This window comes from Paenibacillus caseinilyticus (assembly GCF_027533645.1).
In the GTDB taxonomy this organism is placed as follows: domain Bacteria; phylum Bacillota; class Bacilli; order Paenibacillales; family NBRC-103111; genus Paenibacillus_G; species Paenibacillus_G caseinilyticus.
Genome location: NZ_JAQAGY010000001.1, coordinates 553389 through 570989, shown reverse-complemented (window position 1 = coordinate 570989; position 17601 = coordinate 553389). Strand labels below are relative to the sequence as shown.

The window sequence follows — 17601 nt, the reverse complement described above, 5'->3', positions numbered from 1 at the left end:
GATTTATTACATGACCAAGCAATGGTGGAAAGACAGTGTGGTGTATCAGATTTATCCGCGCAGCTTCATGGACAGCAACGGAGATGGCATCGGAGATCTGCAGGGTATTATTTCGAAGCTGGATTATTTGAAGGAGCTTGGAGTAGATGTAGTATGGCTGTGCCCAGTGTACGAGTCGCCAAATGACGACAATGGATATGATATCAGCCATTATCAGAGCATTATGAAGGATTTTGGGACGCTGTCGGATTGGGAAGGGCTCCTGCAGGGGCTGCATGATCGTGGTATGAAGCTGATCATGGACCTTGTAGTGAATCACAGCTCCGATGAGCATGCTTGGTTTGTGGAGTCGCGCAAATCCAAGGACAATCCGTACCGGGATTACTATATCTGGCGTTCGGGTGAAAACGGACATGCACCGAATGACTGGGGCTCGTTCTTCAGCGGCTCAGCCTGGCAGTATGACGAGAATACCAACGAGTATTTCCTGCATCTGTTCTCGAAAAAACAGCCGGATCTCAACTGGGAGAATCCGAAGCTGCGCCAGGAGATTTACGACATGATGACGTGGTGGCTCGACAAGGGAATTGATGGCTTCCGCATGGATGTGATCAACCTGATCTCCAAGGTGCCGGAGCTTCCGCCGGTTGTACCGGGCGACACGGAGAATTATCGCTTCGGTGGAGAATACTTCATGAATGGGCCGCGTGTGCATGAATACCTGCAGGAAATGAACAGGGAAGTGCTCTCCAAATACGATATTATGACCGTCGGTGAAGCTATTGGTGTTACGCCGGAGGAAGCAGCGATGTATGTCGGAGAAGAACGCAATGAGCTCAACATGGTGTTCCATTTCGAGCTCATGGAGGTAGATTCAGGCGAACATGGCAAGTGGGACTGCAGGCCGTGGAAGCTGAGCGATATCAAGCGGATCATTCAGAAGTGGCAGGTTGAGCTGCAGGACAAGGGCTGGAATTCCCTATACCTGAATAACCATGACCAGCCGCGCATGCTCTCAAGGTTTGGTAACGATACGACGTATCATTCGGAGTCGGCTAAGATGCTGGCGACACTGCTGCATACCCTGCAGGGAACGCCGTACATCTATCAGGGCGAAGAGCTCGGCATGACCAATGTAAAGTTTGACTCCATCAAGGATTACAAGGATATCGAGACACTGAATATGTACCAGGAGTATCGCGCGGCAGGCAAGGACGAGGCGTCCATCATGAATTCCATCTACATCAAGGGCAGAGACAATGGCCGGACACCTATGCAGTGGAATGCATCCGCTCACGGTGGTTTTACGACAGGAACGCCATGGATTGCTGTGAATCCAAATTACACCCACATTAATGCCGAACAGGCAGTGAACGATCCGAATTCGATTTTCCATTATTATCGGAAATTGATCGGACTTCGTAAGGAGCACAACGTAACCGGTTACTCCAACTATCGTCCGTTAATGGAAGAGGATAAACACATTTTCGCTTACATCCGGACGCGGGGGAATGAACAACTGCTCGTGGTTTTGAACTTCTTCTCGGAGGAGGCACACTTCCTGTTGGAGGATTCCGTCCAGTATGCTTCCAAGTCACTGCTGATCAGCAACTATCCAGTCGATGAGAATGAGGATATTCGTGAAATCTCCCTCCGTCCTTATGAGGCACGGGTGTACAAGCTGCAATCATAAATTTATAGGTTAGCCACCTGCATAACGTAACCGGTTACGTTATGCAGGATTCCTTCTTAGGTTTTGTCTCGTTCCTGTTTCCTTCCTAGAGTGAGCCGCCAAATCTATTTTTCACAAACATGAAAACGGTTACCTATGAATCATTGAAATTATCTTAAGAGAATTGGGGTCCATTGATGAAAAACACCAAGAGAAAGATGATTTCCCAGGCTGCGGCAGCGGTATTATTGGTGCAATCCGCTCTGGTTCCGGCTGCAGCTCTTGCCGCACAGCCGCAAAGCGAACAGACAGTTACCCTCTCGGCTCTGGCCGGAGATACAGCTGCGGTCCCTGCTGCTCCTATCAGTAAGGTAACGGTCGGCAAGGCGCGTTATGCGCCCGGTGAAGAAGTTCAGTTCACCATCGGTTTTGATCAAAGCCAAGACTGGAGCGGCAAGCTTATTGTTGAGTTTTACTCGGCAGAGAAGCTTATGGGAGCGGTCTCCAGAACGGTGACGGTGCTTCGGAGCCAGGATTCTACCCTGACGGTGAACTGGCAGCCTCCGGCGGACGACTTCAGAGGCTATCTGGTGAAGGCCTACATTGAGGGCAAGCCTCAAGCCTTCCAGACATCGGCCCTCGATGTCTCCAGTGATTGGACGCACTTCCCGAGATACGGATACACAACCGAATTCCCGAAGGAAACGTCAGCCGAGAGCGAAGCGAAGATCAAGCAGCTCTCTCAGGATTACTTCCTGAATGGCTACCAGTTCTATGATTGGATGTGGAGGCACGACGTGTCGGTGTACTCCGAGACTTATAAGGATGGGGACGGCAGAGTGAAGCCGGTACGGGATGCACAGGGGAATTTTGTTACGGCTCCAGTGGATGAGAACACCTCCTATCTGGATCTGCTGGGCAGACCTATCTATCCCCAGGCCGTGAAGCAGCAGATAGAGGCCTCGCAGAAGTATGGATCGGCTGCTATGGCCTACCAGATGAACTATGCGGCTCGTGAGCATTATGAGGATTATGGAGTCAAGAAGGAGTGGGGGCTATATAACAAGAATACCCAATTTCCGAACCCGGATCCGATCAAGTATCAGAACGGATTTTACTTTGACTGGGTGAACACGGGACTCTATATGCAGGATCCGGGTCATCCGGGATGGCAGGCTTACATTAACAAGGAATATAACCGCTCGGTGAATGATTTTAAGTTCGATGGCATTCATCTGGATCAATGGGGCGCCAATGACAATGACTTCCTGTACAGCTATGATGGTCAGGAGCGCTACTACTCCAAGGATTACGATTCACTGATTAACTCCGTTAAGGATTCTCTGGTTCAGAACGATCCAACGAAGAGCCATGTGACTTTTAATATGGTTGGAGGGAGCCAGGAATACGCGGATGTACCAAGTCCGGGTACCAAAACGGATTTTGATTACAGCGAAATCTGGACGAACCGGGACAACTATCAGGATGTGAAAGGCGTCATTGAAGATACCCAATCCAAAAATGGCGGCAAGGCTATGGTCATCGCCGGCTATATGAACTATAAACAGGCCGCCGGCGACAACTACGCAGTGTCCAATGTAGAAGGACTTCCCAAGACGGTGGAGTTTCAATCCCGAATCAACTCCATAGCCGGCTGGGTCGGCGATTTTGGAATCAAGAATGAAGACAAGATAGTCTGGACCGTACAAGCGGATGCGGCGGGTACCTACGATCTGACCCTGAAGTATGGACACGCCAACGCAGGCGGGAGTCCGGACGGAAGAGTGACGGTTAACGGTACGGAAGCGGTGTCGTCCATTCTGTTTGATGAGAATACGGGATGGGGCAATCCCCGTGCTCAGAAGACGATCAAGGCGGATTTGAAGGCGGGCAGCAACCAGATCGTGCTGCAGCTGAATTCCACAGGCTTGTGGCTCAACGTCGACTCCCTTGAGGTCGCTGGCCAAGGAGGGGTCAAGGAGTATGAGGCGGAGTACGCCGAGCTGGTGAGCTGCCGGGTGGACCGCTTCGGCAACGTGTTCTTCTTTGAAACGGACGGCGACTACATTACCTTCGATGTTCAGGCACCTGCCGATGGCAGCTATCCGGTCTCTGTCAGCTACGGCATAGCAGCGGCTGCTGTGCAGCGGGATGTTCTGGTGAATGACGAGCTAGTCTCGCAGGGCGCGTCCTTCCCGGCGACCGGCGGGTGGGAAACCTTCAAAAACAGCAAACCGATGACACTGCCGCTCAAGGCGGGCACGAATAAAGTGACGCTGCGAGTGGGCGGCGCGCCGGATACCGGCATGAATGTAAACTACCTGCAGGTTGGCGATACCCGGTATGAGGCGGAAAAAGCCCTCTTCGGCTGGAAGCCGAGCCGGGAAGCACAGATTCAAGTCCATCCGGGAGTGATGGATGCCTCCTATGTGAAGAACTTGAACCGGGCACCGGACTCCATTGAATTTGATGTTGTGTCGGGTACGGCGGGTATGCAGGAGATTGTGTTCCAATATGCTTCACAGAATACGCCGAAGGCAGCCGTAACCGTGAATGGCACCCAGCTTCCCGAAGAAGTGACATTCACTCCGACCGGCGGCTGGGAAGGCGAAGCAGGTAACACGTACTGGAGCTGGAAGAAGATCCTGGTTCCAGTGAACGCAGGAACGAACCAAGTCAAACTGTCCCTGACAACGAATGGACAGTACCTGAACCTAGACGGAATTCTGACCGGCAGCGAGATGATCCTGGTCAATGATCAGAGAGCTGTGAACGGTACACCGCGTGTGAAGCTGAACGGCGGCGTGAAGGTCAATGCCTCCACTGACGCAGAGGCCAAGACAGATGACTTCAACGGAGCTGCAGGCAATTCGGTGACCTTCCAGGTCTATGCGGCAGCAGAGGGTGACTACAACCTGGGCTTATGGTATCGTACCGGGAATGCCCAGACAGCACCCTTGACCATTGACGGAACGGATACTCAGATCAGCCTGCCTGCGAATAACTGGTACGATGGCTGGTGGGGAATGGTCGAACAGACCGTTCATCTGACGCCAGGGTATCATTCCGTAAACGTGCGTTCGGAGAATGCGAATACGTGGCTGAATCTCCACGCATTGTCCGCAGGACGCAAGCTGGAATCCGAGGCTCCGGAAACCCGCACACATGGTGTGGGGAAGACGGCACAGTCCACGGCTGGCTTCGGCGACAGCGGGGACTTCATCCAGCTGAATGTAAACCGTACGGATGCGGGTCACGCCCCTCTGCATATCGCGTACCGGTCGAATGCGGCACTCGAGTATACCCTGCAGGTGAACGGCGTTTCACAGAACATCATGTTCTCGAATACAAGCAATACCTGGAGCCAGATGTCCGTGCCGGTCAGCTTTGCAGCGGGTACGAATGTGCTGAGATTATTCCAGAAGAGCAGCAGTGACGAGTCGATTGTCATCGATAACCTCACACTGGATGAGGTTGTTACGGAAGCGGAAGCCCCATCCGTTGTACGGGGAGGCAGTGCGGTAGTTGAGACGAAATGGTCAACTGTAGGCTATATCGACAGCTTTGGGCAAAAGGGAGATTCCCTCACACTTGAGCTGAGTGCCATAACGGGTAATCAGACACACGATCTCGTGGTGAATTACCGGAATCCGGGAGAAGTCTCGAAGAGAGCAATTTATCTCAACGGTAAAAAGCTGGGCACTTTTGAGTTTGGGGCAAGCAGCGATTGGACGAAGCTCACGATTCCGGATGTGTATGTCCCGGGCGGACAGCTGACGCACTCGCTCATGATCCAGATGGAGCAGGCGACCGAGGCAGGCTCAGGGCTCGCCATCGACTCCTTTGAAATGGGCAATGTGACTTTTGAAGCCGAGTCTGGCAAGACCGTATGGCAGCCAGTCGTGGCTAAAACCGGCAGTATTACAACAGAGCTTGGCCGAACCGATAACCATGGTCTCGTCGGCCAGAAGGTAACCTTCCAGGTGAATGCTGCCGAAGCTGTTGAGCAGGTGATATTCCGTTACAGGACAGATAACAATCCGAAGTTCGATCTGTTCGTAGACGGAGTACAGGCCGCAGATGACGTGACGTTCGGCCAAACCCCTGGCGGTTGGTCCGGAGGTATGGCCGAGAGATCCCTAGCGGCTGCACTGACACCAGGTGAGCACACGCTTGAGCTGGTGGTAGCCTCTGACCGTCAGTATATCAACCTGGACAGTGTAGTCGTAGGCGACCGGGAGTATGAAGCGGAGGCTGCGGTATTCTCTGGCGGCGCCGAAGGAGTCCGGTTCACGCAGGGTTTTGCGTCGGGCTTCGACGATGAGAACGATTTCCTGCACTTCGAGGTGAAGCTCAATGAAGCAGGAGCACAGGATTTGACATGGACCTATAGGAATAATGCCGTGTCGGGACAAGATGCGGTCCGCAATCTCTATGTGAATGGACAGCGGGTAGAGGAGCTGGCGTTCGTCAATGGAGCTGACTGGTCCACCCTTGTGACTCCTGGCGTTCAGCTCCAGCAGGGAAGCAATATCATCACGCTGCAGCTTGATGGACATGACGATTACGGTATCGATCTGGATTATCTCCAGGTGGGCTCCATCCGTATTGACGGGGAAAAAGCGGATGCCACACCTGCCATGACGCTCTACAAAGATCTGCTGCTGAATTTTGGGCATGCAGGCGATGAAGTGACCTTCGATGTGGACATCGAACAGGCGGGAGAAACTTCCCTGATCTTCACCTATGCCAATGCAGGCGCTGTGGCTTCCAAGGATCTGTACATTGACGGAGAAAAGGTTACGGAGCTTGGTTTCAGATCCACAGGCAGCCGGACGACATTTGACGAAGATATATACTATATTGTTCCTTACCTGGCTGCAGGGAAGCACAAAGTTACCTTGAAGCATGGAGAAGACAGCCACGGAACGATTGATCTGCGGAGCATGACGATCGGATTCTTCAATGAACCCTCCGTTCGCCTGATGGACGCGGTGCTCGGAGCCTTCGGGGCCACGCATATTGAGCTGGGCACGGCGGAATCGTTCGAGGAAGGTCCGAACATGCTGGCTCATGAATACTATCCGAACCGAAGCAAGAAGATGAAGACTTCTCTCAAAGAATCGCTCAAGGATTACTATAAGTTCTATGCGGCTTACGAGAATCTGCTGTTCGACAGTGTGGAAGATAAGAATGCGATCATCTCGGTAACGGACGCAGAAGGCCAGACGGTTACCACGAGCAAGGATGGCAAAGAGGATGCGCTGCTCGCCGTAGCAAGGAAAACGAAAGGTAAAGCCGGATTTGGATCTTATGATGTTCTGAATTTTGTCAATTTGCTGGGCAACGACTCCAACTGGCGCAATGCGGCTGCAGAGCCAGTCCATGCTGAGAAGCTGAAAGTCGCTTACGAGGTAGGGGTAACGCAAAGTCAGGCGCCAAATCTGAAAGTGTTCGGCGCATCCCCCGATCGTGCAGGCGGTATGTTTGAGGTGCTGCCATACACTTGGGACGGCACTAAGATTGTGTTTGAAATGCCGACGCTCGAGTATTGGAACATGGTGTTTGTAAGCAAGGCACCGACAGGGACAGCGCCGGATTCAGGCGGTACTGACCCAGGAACGGATACAGACGGTACTGACCCAGGAACGGATACAGACGGTACTGACCCAGGATCAGATACGGGGGGGTCTGACTCAGGATCCGATAATGATACAGAACCTGGCACAGGTACAGGTTCATCGGGTTCGCCAGTTCCGTCCACTCCTGCCAAGCCGGGGGCTGAAGTAGCCGTAAGCCTGGCCTCGATCACCAAGGATGGCAGCAGTGTAGTGAAGCTGAAGAAAGATGAGAATACAGTCCGGCTGCCGTTGAATGCGGATGAGTTGGTCGGAACGGGTAGTGTAGAGCTTGTCAAGGAAGGCGTGAAGCTGATCCTTCCAGCGGAGCTGTTCAAACAACTCCGTACGCTCTCCAAAACGCCAGGGGACGGGATCACCATTCACGTGGGTGAAGTCTCCACGGCGGCCAAGGATGCTGCACTCGCTATCCTGAAGGGAGTCATGGGATTGACTGCGATCCAGGCTGGCGGTGTCATGCAGTTCGAGATCGGACTGCAAAATGGACAGGCGTTCAAGAAACTGGATGCCCCGTTCGAGCAGCCGGTTCAGCTGGAAATCGGAATTGAACGGAATGATGTAGATGAGGAACTAATTGGTCTTTATTACTACAATGAACTGGCCAAGAACTGGGAATATGCAGGCGGGAAATATGATGAAGCTGCGCGTGTTCTCACCGTTCCGCTGCATCATTTCAGCACCTATGCTCCATTGATTTGGAAGCAGGGGTTCCAGGATGTGGGTGCCCTACACTGGGCACACCGCCCAATCGAAGTTCTGGCCTCCAGACAAGTAGTGCAGGGTCGAAGCAACAACAGCTTTGAACCAAACGGCACCACAACACGGGCAGAGTTTGTAACGATGCTGGCAAGAGCTTTTGGCTTAAAAGCACAGACAGCAGCTGGGTTCCAGGATGTTGCGGCTGATACCTGGTATGCGGATGCGGTCGCAGCAGCAGGTCAGCAGGGATGGGTTACGGGGCGTACGAGCGAGCTGTTTATGCCCCATGCCCCCATTACAAGAGAAGAAATGGCCGTCATTGTGTCCCGCGTACTTCATTCAACCCCGGGCCATAAGGAGCATGATTCACATCGTGTCTCGCTGGAGTTCGCTGACAGCGGAAGCATTTCGGATTGGGCTGCCAAAGCGGTTAGGGCTGTAACGGAGGCAGGTCTTATGGAAGGAAGAGAAGATGGCATGTTTGCTCCTCAGAAACGATCCATGAGAGCCGAAGTGTCAGCAGTCATATATAGACTGCTGCAGCAGAGCAAGATGTAATGTTGAGCGCGACAGGCCGCACGAAAGTTGGCTTGTCGCGCTTTTTTTCCTTTGCTGAACCATGATAGAGGAGGAATCTTTGATGAAGACACAGGAGAGACTCGGACTGCAGACTTATGATTTCCTAGGCCACGGTGTCATGGTGAGGAGAAAGAGATACGAACAGGAGCTGAAGCGTTATGTAAGCCGGCCAGGCACTGCGGAGCTGCAGGAACTTCGCTGGCTGTCGGGCCGTTGTGTCTGTATGCACATCCTGATTGACCGCAGGGATGAATGGAGGGAGTCGCATGGTCAAGCGTATCTTGATCTGATGTTTGAGGAGCTCTCGGGCTTATTCTACACTGAATTCCAGGATGGAGTTGCCGCTGCTATAGGGGGAGAAGCCATCTTTGCTGTATTCCCATTGCAGGAAGGGGAAATGTCGCTCGTTCACCGTTTTCATCAGCGCGTGGAAGCGCGCCTGCGGGTGAATTGCTCACTGGGCTACACGATCATTCGGGGACGTGAGCAGCTTGCTACTGGATATGCTGCGAGCCGTCAGGTCATTCAAAAGCGCTTTTTCAGAGGAATCGGCCGAGTATTCGAGCTGGATGGAAGCCGCAGCAAAGAGACGGCCGCCGAGCAGGCAAAATCCAAATATTCGGGAGCTAATATGGCGGAAGTGATAGAGGTAAAGATGAAGCAATGGCGAGGGGAGATTAAGAGTGCGGAGCGCGTCAAGATGGAGGCAAGCCAGATCATGTCCTCTTTCATGTATACGCAGGGCAGTACAGCAGCGCTGCCTGAGCTAATCGAGAGGATTCGGCAAATGGAGACACTGGACCAGCTGGAAGAGCTGCTCATGACGGTGCTTGCGGATTTGGGAAAGCTGAACCCGGGGGCAACTTGGACATTAATAGAAAAAGCAGTCGATTACATGAAGCAAAGGTACAAGGAAGAGATTCATTTACAGGAAGTTGCCGATCATGTGCATTTAAGCCGCAGCTATTTCTCGATCCTCTTCAAAAAACATACCGGAAGCTCCTTCATTGATTATATCCATGAGCTGCGAATCACGGAGGCCAAGCGGCTGCTGCTGCAGAATGAATATAAAATTTATGAAGTCGCTGAGGAATCAGGCTTCAATGATGTGAAATATTTCAGCAGGCTGTTCAAAAAAATGACCGGACAGACGCCGCAGGAATACCGTGAGCAGCAGCCAAGCGGCAGGGAATCCGGAAGTCAGTGATTGATGCTGATGTCGCTGCAGGCCGAAGTAAGCCTTGAAGGCAGCGGTCGTTATAGGAGAGGGGGTGTTTATTTTCTAGGGGCATACAAAAATGCACCTTTTGAGGACAATAATGCACCTGTTTTCCATTGGGACTTGATATGATTAGAACAAGGAGAGGAGATGATAGACCGCCAATAATCAGGAAGAGCAGTAAGTTCACTAAGCAGCAGCCCCAATAAGCAGCATAACCGAATATCTCCTATGGTAAAGGTGAGTGTAATTGTGAAAAAAATTCATGTAAGACGCAAATTTGCCGCAGTGATGGCTGGCGCTATGCTCTTGTCGAACGCCGGAGCCTTCCTGCCTAGCAGTCCGCTTACCAGCAGCGTATTTGCTGCAAGCACAGGTAAAATGCTCTATGACGTTACTACGGACAAGTCCATGTACAGCCCCAACTCTACCGTCCAGCTGCGGATTGATATCAAGAACAGACTCGGTCTGGATGTTACGGGCGGCAAGGTGGAAGTAAAGGCCAAGCATCTGGGTCAGCAGGTCGGGTCGACAATCACCAGAGCTCTTGATCTGAAGAACAACTCGGATCTCATGCTGGCAGTGGATTGGAAAGCACCAGGCAATGACTTCAAAGGCTATCTGCTCGAAGTGTATATCCGCGATGCGGCAGGCAAGCTGCTGGACTCCGACACCGTTGGTGTGGATGTATCGTCCTCATGGGTAAAGTTCCCTCGCTATGGTTACGTATGGGATTTCAGAGAAAATGTAGACACCGCGGGTCGGGTCGACAAACTGAAAAACTATCACATCAATGCCCTGCAGTATTATGACTGGAAATACCGCCACCATAAGCCTATCGGCGATAACCTGGATATATGGAATGACTGGTCCGGCCGGCTCATCTATGGCAATACAATCCGCAACTACATTTCGAAGGCCAAATCAGCAGGCATGGTTAATATGGCCTACAACATGGTGTATGCGGCTACAAATGGCTACGATAAGGATGGAGTGAAGCAGGACTGGGCTCTCTACTATGCCGATGACAATCCAAGGGGAACCGGGCAATTCTCCTTCAAGATGGCTGATTCCACACCAACGGGGATTACACATCTATACTTCTTCAATATGAGAAATAAGGAATGGCAGAATTATATTTTTGCCCAGCAGCAAAAAGTATTCCAGTCGTTTGAATTTGATGGTTGGCACGGAGATACCGTAGGCGAGTGGGGCAAGATGAAAACCTCAGATGGTCAGACGCTGTACGTCAAGGATACGTATACGGAGTTCCTGAATGCAGCCAAAGCCTCGATAGGCAGCAAATACCTGTCATTCAATCCAGTTGGCGCACAAGGAATAGAGAACGTTAACAAAGCGAACGTAGATGTCATCTATTCGGAAATGTGGCCATGGGACAGAGACAGCGAGGGTCAGCTCTATGACACTTACGCTTCTCTGAGAAAAGAAGTGGAGCAGTCCAGAAGAGAAAGCGGAGGCAAATCGCTCGTCGTACCGGCATATATGAGCTATGACTATGGCAAAGCGAATCCGGGGCGTGAGTTCAATACCTCTGCAGTCCTGCTGACGGATGCTGCCGTATATGCAGCGGGCGGTTCCCGTCTGGAGCTCGGCGATAACGGCAACATGCTCAGCAACGAGTACTTCCCGGCACAGAATCTGGTGATGTCGGCAGACCTCCAGTACCGCGAGTCCAAGCTGTATGACTTTATCGTAGCTTACGAAAACCTGCTGCGTGACGGTCAGACAGAAACCTCAAACCGCATCGAAACGCCAGGATATGCGAGCAGTCCAAATGGCGATACGAACAAGATCTGGGCCTATGGCAAGAAGGACAGCAAGTATGAAATCATTCAAATGATCAACCTGCTGGGCGTTAGCCGCAATGATTGGAGAGCCAATGACGGTCAAAAAGAAAAACCGACGACCATCTCCAACTACGAAGTGAAATACTACCCGAGCAATGAGGTCAACTCCCTCTGGGTAGCTTCCCCGGACGCGAGAGACAATCGCTCGCAGAAGCTGCCGTTCACCAAAGGCAGCGACGGCAACGGGAATTTCATCAAATTCACCGTTCCTTCCCTGGAGTACTGGAACATGATCTACATGAGTCCGGATGTTACTCCCAATGATGATGACGGAGGACAAGTCCCTACACCAACAGGTACACTGGTTAACGGCGGATTCGAATCCGGAGAAACCGGTTGGACTTTCACAGGTACAGGCAGCCACGGTGTAGACACCAATGATGCATTAAGCGGCAGCAAGTTCTGGATGTGGAGCCCGGATGCCTATACAGGCAAGCTGTCCCAGACGGTCACCAAGCTGGAGAACAAGACGTATACGGTTAACGCGATGGTGAAGCAGAGCAATGGTACACCAACGGTCTCCAGATTGGAGCTGTCCGGCTTCGGCGGAACTACCGTTACGAAGGCGATCCCGCATGGCGATGGGTACGCCAAAATCAGCGGTACGGCAGCGGTTACCAATGGAACGCTGACGATCAGTTTCTATCAGCAAGCTCCGGGCAATACAAACCTGCAGATCGACAGCATTGAACTGGTTGCAGGAGGTACCGCAGGCGGAGATACCGGCGGCGGAGATACCGGTGGGGACTCAGGCGTTGGCACTACGCCTGTTGCCTTAACCAATGGCGGATTTGAAAGCGGCAATCTGAATGGCTGGAGAGTAACAGGCACGAGTGCCGGAGTAGATGGGGCCGATGCGAACAGCGGCAGCTTCAAAGCTTACTTCTGGGGGAACAGCAGTTATCAGCAGAAGATTGACCAGAGCCTGACTGGTCTTGCGAACGGCACGTATACGGTAACGGCTATGGTCAAGCAGAACACAGGAACACCTTCACTCAGCCGGTTGGAGCTTACGGGCTTCGGCGGAAACGCAGTGTATGCCAATGTTCCTCATGGTGACAGCTACGTCAAGATCAGCGGCACGGCGAACGTCACCAATGGAACGCTGAACATTGCCTTCTATCAAGCGGCTCCAGGCAATACGAACCTGCAGATTGATAGTGTGGAGATCGTTAAAAAATAAATTGGTTTGCCTGCGCTGCTTGGGGACGACGGTTTCGACCGTTCGTCCTCTTTGTTATGCCGGCTTCCAAATGAAGGACATGTCTGTCCGCTTCTAATGGCGAAGTGAGTATTGTATGATAAACTTATCATGGTGTATCGGGGTACAGGCAGCCAAGATATGGAGGTCGATGAAATACATGAAGCATGCCCAGTCGCTGGGGTTCCGATTGATTATGATCTTTGCCGCTGTCAGCGTCCCCCTGCTGTTGGCCTTGATCGGCGTAAGCAATTATGCCAAAAATATTGTCCTCTCGCAGGTCTCCGCCTCCTATCAGAATCTGGTGGATACGAATATTCAGATGCTGGATAAGAGTCTCGAAGATACGGGAACCAACATGTATTACATTACGACACGCAATGAGAATTTCCTCAAGCTGGGTAGGGGAAGCTTGTCGGACTCCGAGTTTTACTTCACCCAGATCGGTCTCATGGATCTCAACCGCGCCTACCAAGCGTATTTCCGCAGTGTCGATATGTTCTTCGTCTACTCGGTTCAGGACGATTTGTTCATAACCACAGAAATTCAGAATGTCTCGGCTCTCTACAAGGAAAGGGTCTCTACGGACCTGCCGCACCTGCTGAAGCGGGAGAGCCTGCTGAAAGATTATCTCTATCATTGGAAGCTGATCGATATCGACGGGCAGCCTTACCTGCTGCGCTTGAGCGGAGACGAGAGGGAGAACAAGCTGTACCTAGGTGCGCTGATTCATGTGGATTCGCTGAAAAGACCTCTGCAGAGCATGAACCTCGGGGAGAGTGGAGAGGTGTTATTTTTATCCCGGGAAGGGCGGGTGCTGTCGGGTACAGATGATGGGAATAGGCTCGTACATGAGCTGCCGAGTGAAGGACTGCTGGAGAGCAAGCCGTTCACGGTTTCATCTGGGGAGGAAAAACTGCTCGTCATTAACCGGCATTCCCAAACGTCAGAGCTCAGTCTGGCCGTTGTCCTGCCTGAATATGAACTGCTGCGCGGACTGCAGTATTTCCGGACCGCAGTCAATTTCCTGCCGATCGTGGTGGTGTTCCTGCTCTTGCTCTGCATGCTGCTGATCCGCAGGCTGCTTCTGCTGCCCATACAGCAGCTTCTCAGCGTCATCCGCCGAATCAAACAAGGCGACATGAGCTCCCGGCTGCCAGACACCAAGTCGGCTGACTTCTCCATCATTCACCAGAGCTTTAACAGCATGGTGGAAGAGATTACCCATCTGAAGATCGATGTGTATGAAGAGCGGCTTCGGGCCCAGCGGGCCGAACTCAAGCATTTGCAGTCCCAGATCAATCCGCATTTTTTTCTCAATACCATGAATGTTATTTTCCAATTGGCCGATATGAAGCATAATGATCTTGTTAAGAAGACCGTCCGTCATCTCGTGCAGTATTTCCGTTTCTCCATGACCGCGCACAGCGACACCATTACGATCGGCCATGAGCTGTCTCATATCCGCAATTACCTCGAGATCCAGAAAATGAGATTTCAGGATACCTTCGAGTTTGAGATCCATCTGCCGGAGGAGCAGAAAGATATACCGATCCCGTCACTAATGATACAGCCCCTGGTTGAAAATGCGATGATTCACGGCTACAGCGTGCAGGAGAATGAACCGTTTCAGCTGCAGGTCCGCGTGTGGCGGAACGAGGGTCAGGGAGGAGCGCAGCTGTGCGTAGAAGTTAAGGATAATGGCCGGGGCTTTCAGGCGGAACAGCTGGAGAGCCTGCAGTCGGATGATTATGCTCCGGAGCAGGAAGACCGCCATATTGGGATTTGGAATGTCAAGAGCAGACTGCGGATGCGCTACGGCTCCGCACACTCCGGTATCCTGTTCGAGAATGTGGAGCCTCATGGAGCCCGGGTGGAAATCACGATGCCAGTTCATATGGAAGGGAAAGGGTGATGGGGCATGTACTCGCTATTGATTGTGGATGATGAAAAATTCGCTGCCGACGGTATTAGCCGCTGCGGGGACTGGGGAAACTTGGGCATTGAGCAGGTATATGTTGCATACCATGCGCGGGAGGCGAGGGCCATCCTGCTCTCTTCCCGGATCGATGTGATGATCTGCGATATCGAAATGCCTGATGAAAACGGACTGGAGCTGGTGGCTTGGGTTAAGGCGAATTCGCCCCATACGGAATCCGTCTTTCTCACCTGCCATTCGGAGTTTGCCTTTGCCAAGCAGGCGGTGCAGCTCGGCAGCTTCGATTATCTGTTGAAGCCCGTGGATGAGAAAGAGCTGTTCTCGATTGTAGAAACGATGCTGCGTGCGGTCGAGGATAAGGCAGAGCAGAAGCACTACAATGACATGTATAGCAAATACAAATCGTTGTGGGATAAGCAGCAGCCGATTCTGGCAGAACGCTTCTGGGGAGACTTTCTATCCCGGCGGATCCTGACCTTCGGAGATTTCTTGGCACGGGCCCTGGAGGACGCGCAGCTTCCGCTGTCGGTTGAGCACAAAGTTATGCCGATTCTCATCTCCGTTGAAGAGTGGCTGCGTGCCTTGGGTGAGAGGGACAAGGAGATTATGGAGTACGCAGTGAAGAAGGCTGCGGAGGAGCTGTTCCTTGAAGGAAGGCGCGGTCATGTGATTCTGGACAAAAACGGTCTGCTCTTCGTGATGGTCTACGCTGCGGTGCCCTCCGTTATACCGCCTTATGACCCGGCAGAATGGAGGGCCGCAGCAGAAAGGTTTATTCAGGCTTCGGCCCAGTATTTCTTCTGCCGGTTATCGTGCTATATCGGTCAATATGCTTCTTTTGAGGAGCTGAATGCTCAGTGTGAAGAGCTGCAGGGTATGGAACGGGCTAATGTGACCTCCTCCCAGACGACGGTTTTGCTGCCCGGACATCGAGGCCAAGCCGCGGAAGCGTCGGAGGAAGTGAGCTCCCCAGAGGCAACGGCGGGACTCAAAATCTCCGGTTGGAGTGAGTATCTGATGAACGGGAATCGGGAGAAGCTGACAGAGGTGATCCGGCAGACGGTCCGCCGGCTTGAAGCATCGCAACAGGTGGATGCCGTACTTATCGAGAGCTGTTACCATGACATCCTGCAGATTATTTATCATTTCATGCAGGTTAAGGGGCTGACGGCGAACCAGATTCCGAACTTTTCCCTGTGGACCTCAGCGAAGATCCGCAGTCTTGCCCAACTGCAGAACTGGGCCATTCAGCTGACAGGTGCTGTTATGGATGCCGTGTTCGTCCGAATCGAGGATGATCTGGTCATCGGGCGGGCCATGCAGTATATGCGGGAGCATGTGGAAGAGGATATTTCCAGGGAAGATGTGGCAGCTTATGTGGAGCTGAACCCGGCTTATTTATCGAGACTTTTCCGCCGTAAGACAGGCAAGAACATCATCGATTTTCTCATTGATTCCAAGATGCAGCGGGCCAAGGAATTGCTGAAGAATACGGATCTTACGGTAAGCGCGGTGGCGCAAAGTCTTGGATATGTGAATTTTTCTTATTTTTCCAAAGCCTTCAAGAAAGTATACGGAATGAATCCACAGGATTATCGGAAACAGTGATCTCTTGAATAGAATGGTGCTGCGGCAGCCTATGCCGTGGCTTTTTTTCGTGTTCCCGTCCCGGCGCTTCTCCCAAAGGCACAATTCAACCTGAATACCCCGCCCAGGTCACAAAAGGACTAGGTTTGGGTCACAAAAACAGTGGGTGGCAGATGTCGTTCTATCGTAAACTAAGAGTATCAGAGACGAACAAGAAAGGGCAGGCGAGAACATGGCAGACATTGCAGTAGTGAAGCCGGTGCAAAAAGTACAGCGCAAGAGCTCATTTCATAAGCTTTGGAAGTATCGGGCACTGACAGCATTAGCCTTACCAGGCATCCTGTTCTTGTTAGTAAACAATTATTTACCCATGTTTGGTATATTTGTTGCTTTCAAGAATCTAAACTATACCAAGGGCATATGGGAGAGCGATTGGGTAGGGCTTGATAACTTTAAATTCCTGTTCGCGACGAGCGATGCCTACACCATTATTCGAAACACGGTGCTGTATAATCTCACCTTTATCGTGATCAACACGGTGCTGGCGGTACTGTTCGCCATTTTCTTGAATGAAGTGAAGAACAAGTATCTCACGAAGTTCTACCAAAGCTCCATGCTGCTGCCCTACTTCGTATCGATGGTCATCGTAGGCTATGTAGTATTCGGATTCCTCAATCCCGAGCTCGGATTTGTCAATAAATTCTTCCTGGAGCCCTCAGGCAAGGTTGGAATCTCCTGGTACGGGGCACCTGAATATTGGCCTTATATCTTGACACTGGTGAACACCTGGAAGTCCGTCGGTTACCTCACTGTCGTTTATCTGGCAGCCATCGTGGGCATCGATCCCGAATACTATGAAGCCGCGCGAATTGACGGAGCCAGCAGATGGCAGCAGATGACGCGTATCACGGTGCCGCTGATTTCTCCGGTTATCATTATCATGACACTGCTAGCTATCGGCCGCATCTTCAATGCAGACTTTGGGCTCTTCTATCAGGCAACGTTAGCAGCTGGGGCGCTAAAACCGACAACGGATGTTATCGACACCTATGTGTATAATGCGCTGCTGGTTACGGGAGACACGGGGTTGGCATCGGCAGCAGGTCTGCTGCAGTCGGTTGTAGGCTTTATTCTTGTCGTATCGGTCAATGCAGTGGTTCGTAAATTCAGCCAAGAAAATGCGCTGTTCTAGGAGTGA

The 17601-nt window shown here is 51.9% G+C and carries 7 protein-coding genes; all 7 read left to right on the top strand.

All coding sequences use genetic code 11. From position 1 onward, the window contains the following. The first annotated feature begins 10 nt into the window (after window positions 1-10). Window positions 11-1693, top strand: a complete 1683-nt coding sequence (locus O9H32_RS02310; protein ID WP_269864118.1) for a glycoside hydrolase family 13 protein — start codon at window positions 11-13, stop codon at window positions 1691-1693. A 176-nt stretch (window positions 1694-1869) separates the two neighbouring features. Further along, a complete protein-coding gene (locus O9H32_RS02305) occupies window positions 1870-8568 on the top strand; it encodes a glycoside hydrolase family 66 protein (RefSeq protein ID WP_269864117.1) in 6699 nt (2232 codons plus the stop codon). A 310-nt stretch (window positions 8569-8878) separates the two neighbouring features. Then, the gene (locus tag O9H32_RS02300) at window positions 8879-9796 is read left to right on the top strand and encodes a helix-turn-helix transcriptional regulator (protein WP_269864115.1); all 918 of its coding nucleotides are present in this window, start codon (window positions 8879-8881) and stop codon (window positions 9794-9796) included. Window positions 9797-10060: 264 nt separating this feature from the next. Then, complete coding sequence (locus tag O9H32_RS02295; protein WP_269864114.1) at window positions 10061-12859, top strand: glycoside hydrolase family 66 protein; 2799 nt, start codon at window positions 10061-10063, stop codon at window positions 12857-12859. Between the two features lie 169 nt (window positions 12860-13028). Continuing rightward, the gene (locus O9H32_RS02290; RefSeq protein WP_269864112.1) at window positions 13029-14792 is read left to right on the top strand and encodes a sensor histidine kinase; all 1764 of its coding nucleotides are present in this window, start codon (window positions 13029-13031) and stop codon (window positions 14790-14792) included. Between the two features lie 6 nt (window positions 14793-14798). Next, complete coding sequence (locus O9H32_RS02285) at window positions 14799-16424, top strand: helix-turn-helix domain-containing protein (RefSeq protein WP_269864110.1); 1626 nt, start codon at window positions 14799-14801, stop codon at window positions 16422-16424. A 211-nt stretch (window positions 16425-16635) separates the two neighbouring features. Next, a complete protein-coding gene (locus O9H32_RS02280) occupies window positions 16636-17595 on the top strand; it encodes an ABC transporter permease (RefSeq protein WP_269864108.1) in 960 nt (319 codons plus the stop codon). The last annotated feature ends 6 nt before the right edge of the window (window positions 17596-17601 follow it).

Excerpts from the sequence above, each read along its gene's own strand:
- O9H32_RS02305 (WP_269864117.1), top strand. The coding sequence starts at position 1,870 with ATGAAAAACACCAAGAGAAAGATGATTTCCCAGGCTGCGGCAGCGGTA.
- O9H32_RS02290 (WP_269864112.1), top strand. The coding sequence starts at position 13,029 with ATGAAATACATGAAGCATGCCCAGTCGCTGGGGTTCCGATTGATTATG.
- O9H32_RS02285 (WP_269864110.1), top strand. The coding sequence starts at position 14,799 with ATGTACTCGCTATTGATTGTGGATGATGAAAAATTCGCTGCCGACGGT.
- O9H32_RS02280 (WP_269864108.1), top strand. The coding sequence starts at position 16,636 with ATGGCAGACATTGCAGTAGTGAAGCCGGTGCAAAAAGTACAGCGCAAG.
- O9H32_RS02300 (WP_269864115.1), top strand. The coding sequence starts at position 8,879 with ATGTTTGAGGAGCTCTCGGGCTTATTCTACACTGAATTCCAGGATGGA.
- O9H32_RS02310 (WP_269864118.1), top strand. The coding sequence starts at position 11 with ATGACCAAGCAATGGTGGAAAGACAGTGTGGTGTATCAGATTTATCCG.